The organism is Pseudoduganella sp. RAF53_2, assembly GCF_052113985.1.
Taxonomy (GTDB): Bacteria; Pseudomonadota; Gammaproteobacteria; order Burkholderiales; family Burkholderiaceae_D; genus Rugamonas.
On record NZ_JBFRDW010000033.1, the window covers coordinates 1 to 18,003 of the forward strand.

Consider the following 18,003-nt stretch of genomic DNA (forward strand, 5'->3'; position numbering starts at 1 on the left):
TTCCTGGAAGGCGCGCTGCAGCACGATACCGTCCACGCGGGCGTGCACCTGGGCGATCAGGTAAGGAGAAGTGCGGCCGGGCAGCTCGATGGAGACGGGCACGCTTTCGCGGTGCACGGTGACGACGGAGACTTCGGGCGTCTGGGCGGCGGGGGCGTTTTTCTTCTCTGCGCCGCAACCTGCCAGCGCCAGGGCGGCTAGTGCGGCTGCGGTACAGGATGTCTTGAGCGAATACATGGTGCAATCCTTCGTGTTGGCATGTCTGCTACTTTGCTCCTCTGTCCCTAAAGCCCCGATTTGCGTAATATTAAATTTCGTTAATGTGGAGGTGCCAATGCTCCTGTCGTTTGCCGTTTTGCTGGTGTTTCAATGCCTTGGCGAAGGGCTGGTCTATGTCTTCGGCTTGCCGGTGCCCGGCCCCGTGGCGGGCATGCTGCTGCTGTTTGCAGCCTTGCTGGCGTTTCCGGCGCTGCTGGAACGGATCGAGAACACGGCGAATGAGCTGCTGCGCCATTTGTCGCTGCTGTTCGTGCCGGCTGGCGTGGGCATCCTGGTTGCTGCATCCAGCGGTTCCGGCCACTGGCTGGCATTGCTTGCAGGGCTGATTGGCAGCACGCTGCTGACGATGGCCGTCACCGCACTGGTGCTGCGCGCCTTGGGCTCGCCGGGAGAAGACGATGTTTAAGCTGAACGAGCTGGGACCGTTCTGGGTCTACCTGTCCGCCTCGCCGCTGCTGGGACTCACGCTCACGCTGTGCGCCTACGCGATTGCACAGGCCATCTACATGCGCTGCAAGATGTCGCCGCTGGCGAATCCCGTGGCCATCGCAATTGCCATCATCAGCCTGGTGCTGGTCGCGAGCGGCATGAACTACCAGCGCTATTTCGCCGGCGCGCAGTTTGTGCACTTTCTGCTGGGACCCGCCACAGTGGCGCTGGCGGTGCCGCTGGTGCGCCAGTGGCCGCGCTTGAGGCGTAACTTGCTGCCTTTGCTGGTAGCCCTAGTCTGCGGTTCGGCGACGGCCATTGCGTCGGCCGTCGGCATTACGGCCCTGATGGGCGGCAGCGGGCAACTCCTGCGCTCGATCGGCCCCAAATCCGCCACGACGCCAATTGCGATGGCGGTGTCCGAGCGGCTTGGCGGATTGCCGTCGCTGACGGCGGTCCTGGTGATCAGCACCGGCATCTTTGGCGCCATCACGGCGCGCTTCCTCTTCAACGGCATGCGCATCGCGTCGATGGAAACGCGCGGCTTTGCACTGGGCGTAGCGGCGCATGGCATCGGCACGGCGCGCGCCTTCCAGGTCAGTGCGCAGGCGGGCGCGTTTGCGGGACTGGGCATGGGCCTGAATGGGGTAGCCACTGCACTGTTGGCGCCTTGGCTGGTACCATGGCTGCTGCGCGCATTTGGCGCATCGTCTTAAGGAACAAGCATGGATAGCCATATCGCCCCGGTGGAGCTGAGCAAAGCCAGCCGCCTTATCAATCACGGACCGACCGTGCTGGTTTCGGCCAGTCATGGCGGCGTCGCCAACGTCATGGCCGCAGCCTGGGCCTGCGCGCTGGATTTCATGCCGCCGAAATTGACCGTCGTGCTGGACAAGAGCGCCGCAACACGTGCGCTGGTCGAGCAAAGCGGCCAGTTCGTGATCCAGGTGCCGAACGCGGCGCAGGTCAAACTCACCTACGAAGTCGGCAACCGCAGCCTGCTCAATGAGCCGGACAAACTGAAGCAGGTAGGCGTTGATCTGTTCAGCATCGATGGCTATGAACTGCCTTTTGTTGCGGGAAGCTCCGCCTGGCTGGCCTGCAAGCTGATTCCCGAGCCGCACAACCAGCAGACCTACGACCTGTTTATCGGTGAGATCGTTGGCGCCTGGGCCGACACGCGCGTATTCCGCAAYGGGCACTGGGAATTCGAAAACGCCGATCCGCGCTGGCGCAGCCTGCACTACATTGGCGGTGGCCACTTCTACGCCATCGGCGAAGCCCTGGACGTGTAAAATGCCGCCTATGGCCAAGCACATTCCCAACACCCTCGACCAGCACCTCTGTTTCAAACTGTATTCGGCGTCGCTGAAGATGACGCAGATTTACAAGCCTCTGCTGGCGGCGCTGAACCTGACCTATCCCCAGTATCTCGTGATGGTGGTGCTGTGGGAAGAGGAGGGCCTGGGCATCAAGGATCTGGCCGGGCGGCTGGGCCAGGACCCCGGCTCGATCACGCCGCTGGTCAAACGTCTCGAAGCGGTCGGCTATGTCAACCGCGACCGCGATCCCAACGATGAACGCAACCGCGTGCTTACGCTGACCGAAGCAGGCAAGGCCCTGCGCAAGGACGGCTGCCTGGTGCAGAAGCACATCGCCGAATCGGCCGGCGTTTCGCTGGAGGAAGTGCAGCGCCTGATGACCGACCTGAACTCCCTCAACTTCGGACTGGCAAATACGCTGGGTGAGTAAGTTTTGAGCATGACCGTCATGTAAATAGTTCTTGCATTTGATTAGCGCGCTAACTAATATGAGCTCCATCAAGCGCTTAGCGCGCTATTTATTAACGTGAAAACTATTGAGAAGGAACTTATCATGAACGCACTGGCTCTCTCTATCGTCCTGGTACATGGCGGCTTTGTTGACGGCTCCGGCTGGGAAGACGTACGCAATATCCTGCAAAAAGATGGCTATAACGTCAGCGTTGTGCAGCACCCAACCACTTCGCTGACCGACGATGTGGCCTATACCAAGCGCGTGATCAACTCCCAGCAAGGCCCGGTGCTGCTGGTTGGCCATTCCTATGGTGGCGTGGTGATTACCGAAGCGGGCAACGATCCGAAAGTGAAAGGTCTGGTGTATGTGGCGGCGTTTGCGCCGGAGAAGGGCGAGTCGGTCGATTCCCTGATCAAGAACCCAGTGCCGGGCGCACCTGTGCCACCGATCCTGCCGCCGAAAGATGGCTTCCTGCTGCTGGATCAGGCCAAGTTTGCGGCGTCTTTCGCCGGCGACGTGGAACCGACGAAGGCCAGCTTCATGGCCGCGTCCCAGTTGCCATGGGGCCTGGCCGCTGCTACAGGCGCTGTGACTGAAGCTTCGTGGAAGGTGAAGCCGAGCTATTACCTGATTGCCAAGGACGACAAGATGATCCCACCCGCAGCGCAGCGCGCGATGTCGCAGCGGATCAAGGCGGAAGTGGTGGAGGTGCCCGGCAGTCACTCGGTCTACATCTCGCAGCCGAAAGCGGTGGCGGCCCTGATTGAGAAGGCGGCCAGGAATATCGCTGCAAAGGGCGAGTGAGCGGGATGGCGGATCGATGATCCGCCCTACGTTGGACGCGTCGCGTAGGGCGGGTCGTTTTGACCCGCCGGTCTTTTTACTCTTCGAGGAGGCTGCGCAGCATCCACGCAGTCTTTTCGTGCACGTCCAGGCGCTGGGTCAGCAGGTCCAGCGTCGGCTGGTCGTTCGCTTCATCAGCCAGCGGCAGCAGCTCGCGTGCGGTGCGTGCGGTAGCTTCCTGAGCGCTGACGAGGTGGCGCACCATCTCCATCGCCTTCGGCACGCCTTCCACTTCCTTGATCGACGCCAGCTTCACGAATTCGGCGTAAGTGCCGGGCGCCGGATAGCCCAGCGCGCGAATGCGCTCAGCAACCAGGTCCAGCGCAGTCCACTGTTCGCTGTACTGGGTCATGAACATCAGGTGCAGGGAATTGAACATCGGACCCTTCACGTTCCAGTGAAAGTTGTGGGTCATCAGGTACAGCGTGTAGCTGTCGGCCAGCAGGCGGGAAAGGCCATTGGCGATCTTGTGGCGGCTTTCGTCGGTCATGCCGATATCGATCTTTACTGCATCCATCGTCCTGCTCCTTTCAATACGGGTAGGCTTTGCGTTTCATTGTAGCCCGCCCGTGAAAATCGCGTGTAAAGGTGCACACTGTTCAGCGTACGTCCCAGCCGCCGGCGAGCGCCTTGTAGACCGTCACCAGCGAAGTCGCTGCGCCGGTCTGCGCTTGCGCCAGCCGGTCGCGGGCCGACAGCAGCTCGCGCTCTGCGTCCAGCACCACCAGGAAATCGGTGGAACCGACCGAGAAGCGTTCGCGTGCGATATTGGCCGCCTGCTCGGACGATACAACCGCGTCATACAGCAGGGCCGCCTGCTCCTGTGAGCGCGTGTAGTTGACGAAGGCGCCTTCCGTTTCCTCCAGCGCGGCCAGCACGGCGGCTTCGTAATTTACCGCCGCCGCTTCGCCGCGCGCGTCAGCCGCTGCGATCTGGGCGCGGATGCGGCCAAAGTCCAGCAGGTTCCAGGTCAGCTGCGCGCCCAGATTGTAGGCATAGGATGCGCCCTTGGTCAGGTCGCCGATGCTGGACGAGTTCTGTCCCAGCGTCCCGCCCAGCGTCACGGTCGGGAACCACGCGCTGCGCGCCACGCCAGCATTGGCGGCTGCTGCGGCCAGTTGCGCTTCGGCCAGCTGCACGTCGGGACGGCGGCGCAGCAGGTTTTCCGGCGTGCCGATGCCCCCCAGGTCCACGGACTTCAGGCCGGGCAGGGGACGCACCGGTTGCAGTTCGCCGTCCAATCCCGTTGGCGTCAGGCCGCACAGCACGGCCAGGCGATAACGGGTGCGCGCCAGCTGCGATTCGAAGGCGGGCACGGTGGCGGCGGTCGATTGCACCAGGGCGCGGGCGCGTTCGGTGTCGAGCGCCGTGCCGCGGCCCGCTCCTTCGCGTGCTTCCACCAGCTGCAAGGCGGCGCGCTGGGTTTCCAGCGAGGCGACGGCCACGCGCAGCTGTTCCTGCAGGCCGCGCAAGGTGAAGTAATTGCGCGCCACTTCGGCCGCGATGCTTAACTGGGCGGCGCGGTAGCCCGCTTCGCCAACCAGCACGCCAGCCTGCGCGGCGCGGCGGGCATCGCTCAGGCGGCCGAACAGGTCGACTTCCCACAGCACGTCCAGGCCGGCCGAATAAACCTTGTTGGTGGTCGGTACACCCTGGTCATTCTTGGCGCGGATGCGCGCTGCGCCCAGGTCCACGTTCACGGAGGGCCACAGATTGGCATCCGCTTCACGTCCGATGGCGCGTGCTTCGGCCAGGCGGGCGGCGGCAGTGCGTACATCGGTATTGGCTTTCAGCGCGCGCTGCACCAGGGACGACAGCTCGTCATCCTGGAAGCGTTGCCAGAAATCGGCCACGGGCGCTGCGGCATCCGCCTGCGCTGGCGCGTTGACGAAGCCGGCTTGCGCCGGTGACTGATAGTGCGGCAGCTGCGGCGCGTGCGAGCAGGCCGTCAGTGTTGCAGCCGCTATGAGAATGATTGGGGCGCGCATTAGTGTTTCCCCTTTGGCTTATCGGCATCGTCGATGCCGGCATGGAAGGGATGGGCCGCGGCATCAACCTGGCGCCGTACATCAGCGGCATGTTGGCGGCCTTTCTCAGTGCCTTTGCGGACCAGGCTATAGAACACGGGCGTGAGGAAGATACCGAACACGGTCACGCCGACCATGCCGGCGAACACCGCAATCCCCATGGCGCGGCGCATTTCGCTGCCCGCGCCGCTGCCAAGGATCAGCGGAATCACGCCGGCGCAGAAGGCAATGGATGTCATCAGAATCGGGCGCAGACGCAAGTGGCAAGCTTCCAGAATCGCTTCCATCATCGTGCGGCCTTTTTCTTCCAGCTCCTTGGCGAATTCCACGATCAGAATCGCGTTCTTGCAGGCCAGGCCCACCAGCACAACCAGCGCCACCTGTGTGAAAATATTCAGGTCGCCTGTCTGCATGAAGGGCGGGAAGTGCGATAGCCAGACCCCGAACAGCGCGCACAGAATACACATCGGCACAATCAGGATGATGGCGAGCGGCAGGCTCCAGCTCTCGTACTGCGCCGTCAGCACCAGCACCACCAGCACCACGGACACGAGCAGCACGGCCGCCAGCGTAGGGATCTTGATGCCGACGCCGGGCAGGGTGATGTCGCGCGTGAGCCGGTCCTGGTAAGTCAGGTCCGTCCACTCGTAGCCCATGCCGCGCGGCAGAGCCTTCACCATCTTCTCGATTTCCGCTTCCGCCTGCCCGCTGGAGAAGCCGGGCTTGGGCGCGCCGTTGATGTCCGCCGATGGGAAGCCGTTGTAGCGCGTTACACGTGTCGGGCCAAACGTCGGGCTCACCTGCATCACGGAGCCCAGCGGCACCATTTGTCCCACATCGTTGCGCGTTTCGAGGCGCGTGATGTTGTCGGCGCTGGCGCGGTAAGGCGCATCGGCCTGCACCACCACCTGGTAGGTCTTGCCGAAGCGCGTGAAGTCGTTGACGTAGAGCGAGCCGAGATTGATCTGCAGCGTGTCGTAAATCGCTTGCAGCGGCACGCCCATTTGCTTGGCCTTGGTACGGTTCACGTCGGCAAACAGCTGCGGCACGTTGATGTCGTAGGTGGAGTAGGGCGTAGCGATGCCGGATTTTGGATTGCCGTAAATCGGTCCGAGGATGCCCCAGACACTGCCATACAGGGCTTGTTCGCCCTGGCTGCTGCGGTCCTGGATCTGCAGTTTGAAACCACCGGCGGCGCCCAGGCCTTCAACGGCAGGCGGCGGCACCACGAAGATCCGGGCGTCCTTAATCTGCTGCATGGCGCCGTTCACCTTGCCCAGAATGGCGTCCTTCGACAGCGATGAGGATGTTCGCTCCTCAAACGGCGACAGACCGAAGAACACGATGCCCTCGTTCGGCGCGGCCGAGAAGCCTGCGATGGACAGACCAGGGAATCCCACCGAGTTCACGATGCCGGGCACCTTGAGCGCGATATCGCTCATATCGCGGATGACTTTTTCAGTGCGCGTCAGCGTGGAGCCGGCCGGCAGTTGGGCCACGCCGATCAGATACTGCTTATCCGGCGACGGGACGAAGCCGCTGGGCACCGCGCCGAACATGACGGCTGTCAGGGCCAGCAGCACGCCGTACACAATCAGGGCGGCGGTCTTGCGCTTCAGGATGCCTTCCACGCCCCGGCTGTAAGCCTTGCTGCGGCGCTGGAAGAAGCAGTTAAACCAGTGGAAGAAGCGGCCAAAGAGCTTGTCCATGACCACCATGATCTTGTCCTTGGGCGCGTCGTGGGGACGCAGCAGCAAAGCCGCCATGGCGGGCGACAAGGTCAGCGAGTTGATGGCCGAGATCACGGTCGAAATCGCGATGGTGACTGCGAACTGGCGATAGAACTGGCCGGACAGGCCGGGCACAAAGGTCAGCGGAATGAACACTGCGCACAGCACCAGCGCAATCGCGATAATTGGTCCACTTACTTCGCTCATCGCCTTGTGCGTGGCTTCGTGCGGCGCCAGGCCGTCGGCAATGTTGCGTTCCACGTTTTCCACCACCACGATGGCGTCGTCCACCACGATACCGATGGCCAGCACCAGGCCAAACAGGGTCAGCGTGTTGATCGAGTAGCCCAGCAGGAGCAGCACGCCGAAGGTACCGACGATCGACACCGGCACTGCCAACAGGGGAATCACCGATGCGCGCCAGGTTTGCAGGAAGATGATCACTACCAGCACCACCAGCAGCACGGCCTCAATCAGCGTGTGCACCACTTTCTCGATCGAGGTCTGCACGAAGCGCGTGGGGTCGTACACGATGTCGTAATCGACGCCAGCCGGGAAGGATGCCTTCAGGCGCTGCATGGTGGAGCGCACGTTTTCCGACAGCGCCAGCGCGTTGGAGCCAGGCGCCTGGAAGATACCGATTGCCGCCGCTTCCTTGTTATTCAACAGGCTGCGCAGCGCATAGGAATTGGAGCTCATTTCGGCACGGCCCACATCCTTGACGCGCACCAGGGCGCCGGTCTTGGGATCGCTGCGTACGATAATATTGGAGAAGTCTTCTTCCGTAATCAGCCGGCCCTGGGCATTGACGGCCAGCTGGAAGTCGGTGTTGTCCACCGCAGGCGGAGAGCCCACCACGCCCGCCGCCACCTGGGTATTCTGTTCGCGGATGGCGCCCACCACATCGCTGGCGGTCATATTGCGCGAGGCCAGTTTCTGCGGATCGAGCCAGACGCGCATAGCATAGTCGCCGGAGCCGAAGAACAGCACCGAACCCATGCCGGGGATGCGCAGCAAATCGTCGCGTACATTCAGGTTGGCGTAGTTGCGCAGATAAAGCGCATCGTGGCTATTGTCCTTGCTGATCAGGTGAACCACCATGGTCAGGTTGGGCGATTGCTTTTCAGTCGTCACGCCAATCTGGCGCACGATGTCGGGCACGCGCGGCAGGGCGCGGTTGATGCGGTTTTGCACCGCCGTCTCGGCCTGTTCCGGCACGGTGCCGATCTTGAAGGTGACGGTGATGGTGACGCTGCCGTCGGCAGTGGCCTGGCTCTGGTAGTACAGCACATTTTCCAGGCCGTTGRTCTGCTCTTCCAGCGGCGTTGCGACCGTTTCCGAAATCACGCGCGGGTTGGCGCCGGGGTACTGGGCGCGCACCACGATCTGCGGCGGCGCCACTTCCGGATACTCGGAAATAGGCAGCTGGAAGATTGCCAGCAGGCCGACCAGGAAGATGAAGATCGAAAGGACGCTGGCGAGGCGCGGGTGCTCAATAAAATACTTTGAGATATCCATGGCGCCTCCTTAGCTCTTGGCTGCCGGGGCGTGTGCAGCGGGCGGCGGGGCGGGAATCGGCATGCCCTTCTCATCCACCTTCAGCACCTGAGGCGTGACTGGCGCGCCGGGGAAGGCGCGCAGCAGGCCGTCCACGATAATCAGTTCTCCTTCCTTCACGCCTTCCACCACGCGCATGCCGTCGATCAGGGCGCCAGGCTTCACATCGCGCTGTTCGACGATGTTGTTCTTGCCGACGACCAGAACGACTTTGCGCGTCTGGTCAGTGGTGACGGCGCGGTCGGGCACCACGGTTGCTGTGTAATTGCCGCTCCCGACTAGTTTCAAACGGGCGAACAGGCCAGGTATGAACTGGCCATCCTTGTTGTCGAACACTGCGCGGCCGCGCAGGGAAGCGGTGGCGGGATTCAGGCGGTTGTCCACGAAGTTCATCTTGCCTTCATGCGGGTAGCCTTCCTCATTGGCCAGGCCGAGGAAGATGATGTTTGGCGTATCGCGCGAAGAGACGCGCGTTCCTTCGCGGGCGGCCCGCATGTATTTCAGGTAGATCGCTTCGCTGGCATCGAAGTAAGCGTATACCTTGTCGGTGGAGACGACGGTGGTCAGCACAGGATCGCCCACATTCACCAGATTGCCTTCCGTGACATTGAAGCGCGAAGTCCGCCCTGCGATGGGCGAGGTGACGTTGGTGAATTCGAGATTGAGCTTGGCCTGGGTCAGGGCTGCTTCGCCGGCGCGGATCGAGGACTGTGAATTGTCCACTGCCGCCTTCAGCTGATCCAGCTCCTGCTGGCTGACGCCGCGTACCGCCACCAGCTTTTCGGCGCGCGCCAGTTCGGATTTATTCAGCGCCATCTGCGTGCGCGCCGCCTGCAGCTGAGCATCCGCGCGCGCTACTTCGGCCGCATAGGGGCGCGGATCTATAGTGAACAGCGGGTCGCCTTTCTTGACGATCTGGCCTTCCTTGAAGTGGACCTTCACCAGATTGCCTGCCACGCGCGCTCGCACGTCGACGGTGTCCGGTGCTTCGAGCCTGCCGGTGAATTCGTCGAACTCCTGGACCGTGCGCTTGACGACGGGAGCGACTGCAACGGCGGGCGGCTGGCCCTGCTGCTTGGATGGATCTTCCTTGGCGCCGCATGCGGCGAGGAGGACGACGACTGAGACAGAGACAATGCGTGCTGCGATTGTATTCATGGCGCGAACCCTTCAGAACTGCGTTGCACAGCGGGGGGTAACCGTTTATTACAGCGTCGCGCGCCAGAATATCATAAATATAATTAAGTTTAACTATGCCTATCGAAGAATGCCTGCGAGACTGCTGTAGTCGTCGGTCCAGAGGCGCTGGTTTGGTGATGGCGCCAGCGGCTGCGCGGCGCTGAAACGGGCCAGGCGCTCGGGCGGGCCGATCAGAACCCACTTCGCCGCATTGGTGCCGCGCGCCGGATTGCTGTGCGAGCTGACGATGTAGGCATGGCGGCCATAGTAGGCGGCCATTTTGCTCACCACCGGCGCCAGATTCAGGTAAAGGTTTGAGATCTGCACCGCCAGCACGCCGTCCGGCTTCAAGTGACGGAACCAGATGGCAAAAGCTTCGCGCGTGAGCAGGTGGGTGGGCACGGCGTCGCCGGAGAAGGCGTCCAGCATCAGCAAGTCGAAGTGCTGGGGCGCTTCGGATTCGAGGGTGAGGCGGCCGTCGCCCAGCGCCAGTTCGACCTTGCCGGGGCAATCACGCAGATAGGTGAAATGCGAGCTGGCGAACCGGCTGACCAGCGGATTGATTTCGTAGAAGCGGAAGACGTCACCGGCCTGGCAGTAGGCGGCCATGGTGCCTGCGCCGAGACCGATGATGCCGACGCGCTCTCCGGCGCCATCACGTGCGGCCTGCACGGCGATGCCGGCGCCACTATCGGTACCAAAATAGGCGGTGGGCCAGCGGCGGCGTGCCTGGTCGAGGTACTGGTAGCCATGCATGATGGCGCCGTGTTCCAGCTGACGCACGTGATCGTGCCCGCGCATGGCTTCCTGCACTTTGATGGTGCCGTAGAAGTTGCGGTCTTTGACTTCCTGGCTGCCGGGGCCGAACACGGTGCCGCCCCACATCATGGTCACCAGTGAGGCGGATACCAGCATCACCTTGGCCCAGCCACGGCCGATTTCATGCTTCCAGATCGCGGCAGCGACCACAATGAGTGTGGCGATGCAGGCGAGTGGGAGTTCGTAGTCGTCATTGAAGATCCGGGGCGCGAGCAGGGCGGTGAAAATGCCGCCAAGCGCGCCACCGCAGGCGATCATCAGGTAGAACGATGTCAGGTGCTTCGGCGCTGGCTTGAGGCGCGCCAGCTCGCCGTGGCAGCTCATGCAGAAGGCGAACACGCCGGCGCAGTACAAAGCGATCGGCCAGAAGATGCCGCGCGGGAGCAGGCTGGGATGGTCAATGCCGCCGATGAGCAGCGGCGTCAGGATCATCAGCAGTGGCAGGAAGATGCGGCGCTGATACCAGCGCGGGTTTTCGAAGCAGAGAATGAAGGTCAGCAGATAGATCGCCAGCGGCAGCACCCAGAGCAGGGGCATGGGGGCGATGTTCGCGGTCAGGTGACTGGTGGCCGCCATCAGGAAGACCGTCGGCACGGCGGCCAGTATGCACCATAGCAGCATGTCGCGCGTCGAGGGACCGCTGCCCTGCGCGCCGGCGCCGATGGACAGCGCCGACAGCGCGCCGATGGTACCGCCGCCCGCCGTGGCGAAATGGGCTTCGGGGCTGGCGTGATGAACGTGCTTCGATGAGCGCAAGGCCAGGCTCGCGCTGCAGGCGGCGAAGGCGATGAAGCCGATCGACCATCCTCCCGCGATCTGCGGCATGGTGAATTCGGGCTCGAAGAGCAGCGGGAAGCTGAGCAAGCCAAGCATCGAACCGAAATTGGACAGCGCGAACAGCCGGTAAGGCACGCTGCCCGGCCGCTCGCCTGCAAACCAGTGCTGCAGCAGCGGCCCGGTAGAGGACAGCACGAAGTAGGGCAGGCCGATGGTCGTTGCGAGCATCCCGAGCAGGAGCATGGCGGGATCGCTGGCCGGATCAGGCTTCCAGTAGACGCTTGGCGCTAGCGGCAAAGTCAGTATCGCGGCGACCAGCAGTGCGATGTGCAGCGCGGCCTGGCGGCGCGGCTTCAGATAGCGGGTGGTCAGGTGCGCATAAAAATATCCCAGCAGGAGCAGCACCTGGAACAGCAGCATGCAGGTGGTCCAGACGGCCGCCGATCCGCCGAACCACRGCAGAATCATCTTCCCCGCTACAGGCTGGACCTGGAACAGCAGAAAAGCGCTCAGAAAGATTGTTGCGGCATAAATAATGACCATTTATCTATATTAGGGCCATTCATACACAACAGGTGTTGGTTGAAGCCAACAGATGCAGCAAAAATCTCAAGCGCGCAGGACCAGGCTGGCTGCCAGCGCGATCATTGTGGCGCCCGTCAGCGCTTCGATGCCCTTCCAGACCATGGGGCGCTGGAACACCCCGGACAATTGCGCCGCACCGAAACCGAGGGCGGTGAACCAGAGCACGGATGCCGTCATCGCACCGAAGGAGAAGCCCATTCGCTGCTGGCTTTCCGGATAGCTGCCGCCGACGGAGCCGAGCAGCACGACGGTGTCGAGATAGACGTGCGGATTCAGCAGGGACAGCGCGACCACCGTGGTCAAGGCCTGGTGGGCATCCGGCGCGGCGGCTTCGGCGCCGAGGTTCAGCGATTTTGGCGTCAGCACGGAACGCCAGCTGCGCAGACCGTACCAGAGCAGGAAAGCGGCGCCCCCCCAGCGAGCGATGATCAGCAGGGTAGGAGAATTCTGAATGACGGCGCCAGCTCCGGCTACGCCCAGGGAGATCAGGACGATGTCGATGATGACGCAGGCAATCACCGTCAAGACGACGTGCTGTCGGCGGATTCCCATCCTTAACACATGCGCATTCTGAGCGCCGATGGCCATGATGAGGCTGGCTCCCAGGCCCAATCCGTTGACGTAGCTTTGCATTTCTTCCTCCTTTTTTGATGGCGGAATTGTCGCGCGGCTGGCGCTTGGAATGAAGCTGATTTAATATTTTTCAGTATTCATTAATTTCTCTAAACTTATGCTTCCCGATTCCCGTCAGAGCGAGGCCCTGCTTGCCATCGTCGACACCGGCAGTTTTGAGCAGGCGGCGGCGCAGCTGCATCTGACGCCGTCGGCTGTTTCCCAGCGCTTGGGCGCATTGGAAGCTGCGGTCGGCACGCCGCTGCTGATTCGTAGCCGGCCATGCCGTCCCACATCGGCCGGTCAGAAGCTGGTGCAATATCTGCGCCGCAGCCGATTACTGGAGCAGGAATTTCTGGCCGAATTGGCGGCGGACGACGCACAGCCCACGGCAATTGCTGTCGCGGTAAATAACGACACGCTGGGAACCTGGTTTCTGCCTGAATTGAGCGAATTCCTGATTCGCGAAAATATCCTGCTCGATATTATTCTGGACGATCAGGATCACACTTATACGCTGCTGGAAAAAGGGCTGGCGCTGGCCGGCGTATCCAGCGAGCCGAAACCCATGCGCGGATGCACGGCGCAATTTCTGGGAACCATGCGCTACCGAATGCTGGCGACGCCGGATTTCGTGCGGCGTTGGTTCCCCAATGGCTTTACTCGCGACGCGGGCAAAAAGGCGCCGCTTGCCACATTCGACCGCAAGGATTTACTGCAATCGAATTTCGTCAAGAAAGAACTGGGATTAATGCCGGGCGCTTATCCGGTCATTTATGTGCCCGCCAGCGATCCATTTGTGCACGCGATCAGGCTGGGCTTGGGTTATGGCATGCTGCCGGTTCAGCAATATGAAGACATGCTTGAAACCGGAGAATTGCTGGACCTGGCACCAGGAAAATATAAGGACGTTGAGCTCTACTGGCATTCCTGGCGCGTGCAGTCGCCGAAGCTGGAAAAGCTGACGGAGCAGGTGATCGCCGCCGCAGCGCGGGCATTGGGGCCACATGCCGAAAACTAGCTGAATCGCGCCAGGAGTTGGCGCGATCAGAAATAAAAAAGCCCGCCGAGGCGGGCTTTGAATTAATACATCCAGAACATGCGCTGGATTTCTTTGGTGTTATTCGTTTTGGTGAGTGCCAGCATCAAGAGAATACGGGCTTTCTGGGCATTCAGCGTATCGGATGCCACGAAGTCCAGTTCATCGTCATTTGCTTCGCCATTGCGGGCCACAATACCCTGACCAACGCGGCTGGCGCGAACGATAATCGTGCCATTCTTGCGAGCTGCGATGAGCGCAGGCTTAACTTTGGCAGCCAGACTGCCATCACCAGTGCCGGCGTGAATAATGCCTTTGGCGCCTGCCGAAATAAATGCATTCAGCGCAACCGGGCTCATATTCGCATAGCCATATACGATATCGACTTGCGGCAGGGACTGCAGATTCGAAATGTCGAATTCGGTTTCTACGGTATGGCGGCGGGTGGAAACATGGTAGAAGTAAGGCTTATTACCTTGCATATAACCCAGCATGCCCAGTTCCGGCGTTTTAAACGAATCCGGCGTCGAGGTATTGGTCTTGGTCACGTCGCGCGCGCCCTGGATTTGATCGTTCAGGGAAACCAGAACGCCTTTGCCAATTGCCTCCTGGCTGCCGGCCAGAATAACGGCGTTATAAAGATTCAGCGGACCATCAGCGGACAAAGCGGTGCCCGGACGCATGGCGCCAACCACCACCACCGGTTTGCGGCTCTTCACCACCAGGTTCAGGAAGTAAGCGGTTTCCTCCAGCGTGTCAGTGCCGTGGGTAATCACGATGCCATCCACGTTCGGCTGGGCCAGCAGGGTGTTCACGCGCTTGGCCAGGGTCAGCCAGTGCTCGTTGGTCATGCTCTCGCTGGCAATCTGGAACACTTGTTCGCCGGTCACGTTGGCGACCTTGCTCAGTTCCGGCACGGCATTGATCAGCTGTTGCACGCCGACGGTGGCAGCGGTATAGCCGACGGTCGTGGTCGAAGTGGCGCCGCTGCCGGCAATCGTGCCGCCGGTCGCCAGGATCATCACGTTAGGAAGTTTCTCAGCGTGGACGCTGAAAGCGAGCAGTAAGGAAAAGAGCGCGACAATGAATCGCATGGTCTGTTGACGAAGCATGAAATCTCCTGGGGAAACGGGAATGGGACGCATCTTATAGTAGTGGAGCCGTTTCGGAAACGTTTTATATATGGCATTTGTCTGAATTCTGGTGCAGTATGTCGTAGWCGGTTTCAAAATGATTTTTGCTGCAACGCAATAGCGTATGACGGGGGAACGTTGGAGACAGATGCACTCAGCCTGGCGGTTGTCATGCAAAGACGCCCGCTGAAAAGCCGCTGGCAACCGTATCAGTGGCAGCCTTGTGAGGTGGTGGTATCGCCGTGGGTGCGCGATGGCGCGCCGCGCTGTCTGCACGACGACCCATCCGACACGCGCTGGTTATATACCGGCTTCGAACTGCGCCTGTATTCCGATGAGGCGGAGGGGTATTTTCTCAATCTCGATTCGCGCGCGCCTTGCTGGTTTGTCATGTGGCGCATGAACGATGCCGAGCTGGCCGTTCCGCAGGTCGTTACCCTTTCCTATAATGAAGCTGCACGCATGATGGATGGCGGGGAGCAGGTCGATACCTTGCCCGCGCCGCCGTATATCGTGCGCCAGCTGGAGTCCTTCGTTCAGGAGTTTTACCGCCCTGAGCCGAAGCGAAAGCGCCGCAAGCCTTCGTTCGAAGGCGGGGCGGCAGTTCAGGAAATGGCGGAACAGGAGGTGATGCGCCGTGGCCGCTGAAACCTTCTTCGCGCGCTGGTCGCGCCGCAAGAGTGAGGCGAACCAGGAAGTCGCCGCGGTCCCTGTTGTACCTGAAGCAGACGCTCCCACCGAAGACGCTCCCACCCTGGAGCAGGTCGCCGCTCTCGGCGTGCATGACGATTTCACTCCCTTTGTCGCCCGCGGCGTGGACGAAACCGTGCGCCGCGCGGCCATGAAAAAGATATTCTCCGATCCACACTTTAATGTGATGGATGGATTGGATACTTATATCGAGGACTACAACAAGTTCGTGCCCATGACGGCCACCATGATCGCGGCGCTGAATCACGCGAAGGATTTGCTCGATCCGCTGGCGACGATCGCGCGCGAGGAGGCGGCCAGTGCGGGCACGTTGCCGGCATCACGCACCGCCATGGCGCCCGCCGCTGGGAACACCGCCGCCAACGCACAAGCCGCGCGTGCAGCCGCCCCTTCGGCCGCTGCCGCCGCTGCCGCCCAAGCTGTCGATGGCGCCCACGATGCCGGCTCTGCTGCCTCCGCCGCCCCCGCAGGCGACGCCGTCGATGTCGCCTCCGCGGCTGGCGCCGTCGCGCCGCAGGGCGCGCGCGTCACAATCTTCCCAGCCGAAAGCCAGGATGCCGATGAACACACGGATCAAAGTCTGTAACTGCAACCACACCATGCCGGTGGATGGCCAGGCGCTTGGCGCGGCGTTGGGGGAGGGCGCGTTGCCGGTGGCTTCGCAGCTGTGCCGCCGCGAGGTGGACAACTACATCAATACGCTGGAAGGCGGCGAGCGCCTCGTGGTCGCCTGCACGCAGGAACAGCCGCTGTTCGAAGAACTGGCGGAAATGAAGCAGACCGTCGCGCCGCTGCGCTTCGTGAACATCCGCGAAACCGGCGGATGGAGCAGCGAGTCGGCGCATGTCACGCCAAAGCTGGCAGCCCTGCTGGCCGCAGCACGCCTGCCTGATCCCGAGCCGGTGCCGGAAGTCGAATACCAATCCGAAGGCCGCGTCCTGCTGATGGGGCCTGCCGAGCGCGTGCTGCGCTGGGCCAGGCGGCTGGAGCGTGAACTGCAGGTGAGCGTGCTGCTGACCAGCGGCGACGCCTCGCTCACTGGCCGCCAGTGGCCCACCTGGACCGGCGCGCAGTCGCGCGTCGAAGGCTGGCTGGGCGCCTTCAAAGCCAGCTGGCAGCAAGCCAACCCGATCGACCTCGATCTTTGCACCCGCTGCAATGCCTGCATCAAAGCCTGTCCGGAAAACGCGATCGATCTGATGTATCAGGTCAATCTGAATGCCTGCAAAGACCATCGCGACTGCGTATCCGCCTGCGGCGCCATCGGCGCCATCAATTTCGACCGCCGCGACACCGAGCGAGAAGCCGAATTCGACCTGATCTTCGACCTGCACGAAACCCCGCTGCTGCGCATGCACCAGCTTCCGCAAGGCTACTTCGCCCCCGGCGCCGACGAAACCAAAGCCGCCGAACAGGCGCTCCAGTTGACGGAATTAGTCGGCATCTTCAGCAAACCGCGCTTCTTCCAATACAAAGACAGCATCTGCGCCCACAGCCGCAGCAAGCAGCCGGGCTGCAATGCCTGCATCGACATCTGTTCGGCGGAAGCGATCAGCGCAAACGGCGACCATATCAAGGTCAACCCGAGCCTGTGCGCTGGCTGCGGCGCCTGTGCCACGGTGTGCCCGTCCGGCGCACTGAGTTATGTGTACCCGCGCGCCTCGGATCTCGGCGCGACCATCAAGACCATGCTGGCGACTTACGCCAGGGCAGGCGGCAAGCGTCCCGCGCTGCTGCTGCATGGCGAAGGGCAGGGTGCGGAGCTGATATTGCAGCTTGGCCAGCTGGCGGGGGCGGGCGCCGCGCAAGGCCTGCCCGCGCGCGTGATCCCGCTGGCGCTGCATCACATCGCCTCGACGGGCATCGACGTCTGGCTGTCCGCCGTGGCCTATGGCGCATCCAACATCCTGGTGCTGGCTACGGGCGAGGAAGCCCCGCAACATTGCGAAGCGCTGGAACAGCAAATGGACATTGCGCAAACCATCCTGAATGCGCTTGGCTACTCCGGCCAGCACATGCAGCTGCTGCGCGCGAATAATGCGATGGAACTCGATACCGCACTGCGCCGTGTCGAGGCAGGGCTCACGCCCGCGCAGCCCGCGACCTTCAACCTGGCAGCACTCAAGCGCAACACGCTGGACTACGCGCTGACCCATCTGCTGGCGCAGGCGCCGCAACCGCAGCAGGAAATCGCGCTGCCGCACGGCGCGCCATTCGGCACGCTGGCCGTGAACAAGGATAGCTGCACGCTGTGCATGGCCTGCGTCGGCGCCTGTCCCGAATCGGCGCTGGCGGACAATCCCAATCTGCCGCAGCTGCGCTTCACTGAAACCAATTGCGTGCAATGCGGTCTGTGCGAAAAAACCTGCCCGGAAAACGCCATCACGCTCACGCTACGCCTGTTGCTCACGCCGGAAGCAAAACAGCCGCGCGTGATGAATGAGGCCCAGCCCTATCACTGCATCCGCTGCGACAAGCCTTTTGGCACGCTGCAAATGGTCGAGAAC

Annotated in this window: 16 protein-coding genes and 1 pseudogene; 9 read left to right on the plus strand and 8 right to left on the minus strand. The window is 62.0% G+C overall.

The window, feature by feature from the left end; translation table 11 throughout:
* A pseudogene (locus AB4Z11_RS03685) lies at nucleotides 1-237 on the minus strand (hypothetical protein); the annotation flags it as partial.
* A 97-nt stretch (nucleotides 238-334) separates the two neighbouring features.
* On the opposite strand from AB4Z11_RS03685, the gene AB4Z11_RS03690 reads away from it, so the two are divergent.
* The 5 genes from AB4Z11_RS03690 to AB4Z11_RS03710 all read left to right on the plus strand — a co-directional run bounded on the left by AB4Z11_RS03690 (nucleotide 335) and on the right by AB4Z11_RS03710 (nucleotide 3,288).
* Nucleotides 335-685 (plus strand): CidA/LrgA family protein, encoded by a 351-nt coding sequence (locus AB4Z11_RS03690; RefSeq protein WP_442022852.1) that lies wholly within the window; start codon nucleotides 335-337, stop codon nucleotides 683-685.
* Complete coding sequence (locus tag AB4Z11_RS03695) at nucleotides 678-1,424, plus strand: LrgB family protein (RefSeq protein WP_442022853.1); 747 nt, start codon at nucleotides 678-680, stop codon at nucleotides 1,422-1,424. Before AB4Z11_RS03690 ends, AB4Z11_RS03695 begins: the two co-directional genes overlap by 8 nt.
* A 9-nt stretch (nucleotides 1,425-1,433) precedes the next feature.
* Entirely contained in the window at nucleotides 1,434-2,003 is a 570-nt protein-coding gene (locus tag AB4Z11_RS03700; RefSeq protein WP_442022854.1) for a flavin reductase family protein, read from the plus strand.
* A gap of 1 nt (nucleotide 2,004) precedes the next feature.
* Entirely contained in the window at nucleotides 2,005-2,460 is a 456-nt protein-coding gene (locus tag AB4Z11_RS03705) for a MarR family winged helix-turn-helix transcriptional regulator (RefSeq protein ID WP_442022855.1), read from the plus strand.
* 123 nt (nucleotides 2,461-2,583) lie between these two features.
* Entirely contained in the window at nucleotides 2,584-3,288 is a 705-nt protein-coding gene (locus AB4Z11_RS03710; protein ID WP_442022856.1) for an alpha/beta hydrolase, read from the plus strand.
* A gap of 76 nt (nucleotides 3,289-3,364) precedes the next feature.
* Here AB4Z11_RS03710 and AB4Z11_RS03715 read toward each other — a convergent pair whose 3' ends face one another.
* The 6 genes from AB4Z11_RS03715 to AB4Z11_RS03740 form a co-directional block, all read right to left on the minus strand.
* Entirely contained in the window at nucleotides 3,365-3,844 is a 480-nt protein-coding gene (locus tag AB4Z11_RS03715) for a Dps family protein (protein ID WP_442022857.1), read from the minus strand.
* An 82-nt stretch (nucleotides 3,845-3,926) separates the two neighbouring features.
* Nucleotides 3,927-5,315 carry a TolC family protein gene (locus AB4Z11_RS03720; protein WP_442022858.1) on the minus strand — a complete coding sequence of 463 codons (1,389 nt, stop codon included), beginning with the start codon at nucleotides 5,313-5,315 and terminating at the stop codon, nucleotides 3,927-3,929.
* Nucleotides 5,315-8,602 carry an efflux RND transporter permease subunit gene (locus AB4Z11_RS03725; protein WP_442022859.1) on the minus strand — a complete coding sequence of 1,096 codons (3,288 nt, stop codon included), beginning with the start codon at nucleotides 8,600-8,602 and terminating at the stop codon, nucleotides 5,315-5,317. Before AB4Z11_RS03725 ends, AB4Z11_RS03720 begins: the two co-directional genes overlap by 1 nt.
* A 9-nt stretch (nucleotides 8,603-8,611) precedes the next feature.
* Nucleotides 8,612-9,799 (minus strand): efflux RND transporter periplasmic adaptor subunit, encoded by a 1,188-nt coding sequence (locus AB4Z11_RS03730; RefSeq protein WP_442022860.1) that lies wholly within the window; start codon nucleotides 9,797-9,799, stop codon nucleotides 8,612-8,614.
* A 99-nt stretch (nucleotides 9,800-9,898) separates the two neighbouring features.
* Nucleotides 9,899-11,884 carry a spermidine synthase gene (locus AB4Z11_RS03735; RefSeq protein WP_442022861.1) on the minus strand — a complete coding sequence of 662 codons (1,986 nt, stop codon included), beginning with the start codon at nucleotides 11,882-11,884 and terminating at the stop codon, nucleotides 9,899-9,901.
* A 141-nt stretch (nucleotides 11,885-12,025) separates the two neighbouring features.
* Entirely contained in the window at nucleotides 12,026-12,634 is a 609-nt protein-coding gene (locus AB4Z11_RS03740; RefSeq protein ID WP_442022862.1) for a LysE/ArgO family amino acid transporter, read from the minus strand.
* 97 nt (nucleotides 12,635-12,731) lie between these two features.
* Between AB4Z11_RS03740 and AB4Z11_RS03745 the strand changes: the two genes are divergently transcribed.
* Nucleotides 12,732-13,634: a LysR family transcriptional regulator ArgP gene (locus AB4Z11_RS03745; protein WP_442022863.1), complete on the plus strand. Its 903-nt coding sequence runs from the start codon at nucleotides 12,732-12,734 to the stop codon at nucleotides 13,632-13,634.
* Nucleotides 13,635-13,696: 62 nt separating this feature from the next.
* Here the strand turns inward: AB4Z11_RS03745 and AB4Z11_RS03750 are convergent, their stop codons facing one another.
* Nucleotides 13,697-14,746 carry a type II asparaginase gene (locus tag AB4Z11_RS03750; protein ID WP_442022867.1) on the minus strand — a complete coding sequence of 350 codons (1,050 nt, stop codon included), beginning with the start codon at nucleotides 14,744-14,746 and terminating at the stop codon, nucleotides 13,697-13,699.
* Between the two features lie 210 nt (nucleotides 14,747-14,956).
* Between AB4Z11_RS03750 and AB4Z11_RS03755 the strand changes: the two genes are divergently transcribed.
* The 3 genes from AB4Z11_RS03755 to AB4Z11_RS03765 form a co-directional block, all read left to right on the plus strand.
* Complete coding sequence (locus AB4Z11_RS03755; RefSeq protein WP_442022864.1) at nucleotides 14,957-15,433, plus strand: DUF3305 domain-containing protein; 477 nt, start codon at nucleotides 14,957-14,959, stop codon at nucleotides 15,431-15,433.
* Complete coding sequence (locus AB4Z11_RS03760) at nucleotides 15,423-16,082, plus strand: DUF3306 domain-containing protein (protein WP_442022865.1); 660 nt, start codon at nucleotides 15,423-15,425, stop codon at nucleotides 16,080-16,082. The genes AB4Z11_RS03755 and AB4Z11_RS03760 overlap by 11 nt, the downstream gene beginning before the upstream one ends.
* Nucleotides 16,057-18,003: 4Fe-4S binding protein (locus AB4Z11_RS03765; RefSeq protein ID WP_442022866.1), on the plus strand; the 1,947-nt coding region annotated here is incomplete at its 3' end. The genes AB4Z11_RS03760 and AB4Z11_RS03765, both read left to right, overlap by 26 nt.

Coding starts and splice junctions, on each gene's coding strand:
- AB4Z11_RS03690 (WP_442022852.1), top strand. CDS start 335: ATGCTCCTGTCGTTTGCCGTTTTGCTGGTGTTTCAATGCCTTGGCGAA.
- AB4Z11_RS03695 (WP_442022853.1), top strand. CDS start 678: ATGTTTAAGCTGAACGAGCTGGGACCGTTCTGGGTCTACCTGTCCGCC.
- AB4Z11_RS03705 (WP_442022855.1), top strand. CDS start 2,005: ATGCCGCCTATGGCCAAGCACATTCCCAACACCCTCGACCAGCACCTC.
- AB4Z11_RS03710 (WP_442022856.1), top strand. CDS start 2,584: ATGAACGCACTGGCTCTCTCTATCGTCCTGGTACATGGCGGCTTTGTT.
- AB4Z11_RS03715 (WP_442022857.1), bottom strand. CDS start 3,844: ATGGATGCAGTAAAGATCGATATCGGCATGACCGACGAAAGCCGCCAC.
- AB4Z11_RS03720 (WP_442022858.1), bottom strand. CDS start 5,315: ATGCGCGCCCCAATCATTCTCATAGCGGCTGCAACACTGACGGCCTGC.
- AB4Z11_RS03730 (WP_442022860.1), bottom strand. CDS start 9,799: ATGAATACAATCGCAGCACGCATTGTCTCTGTCTCAGTCGTCGTCCTC.
- AB4Z11_RS03740 (WP_442022862.1), bottom strand. CDS start 12,634: ATGCAAAGCTACGTCAACGGATTGGGCCTGGGAGCCAGCCTCATCATG.
- AB4Z11_RS03745 (WP_442022863.1), top strand. CDS start 12,732: ATGCTTCCCGATTCCCGTCAGAGCGAGGCCCTGCTTGCCATCGTCGAC.
- AB4Z11_RS03750 (WP_442022867.1), bottom strand. CDS start 14,746: ATGCGATTCATTGTCGCGCTCTTTTCCTTACTGCTCGCTTTCAGCGTC.
- AB4Z11_RS03755 (WP_442022864.1), top strand. CDS start 14,957: ATGCAAAGACGCCCGCTGAAAAGCCGCTGGCAACCGTATCAGTGGCAG.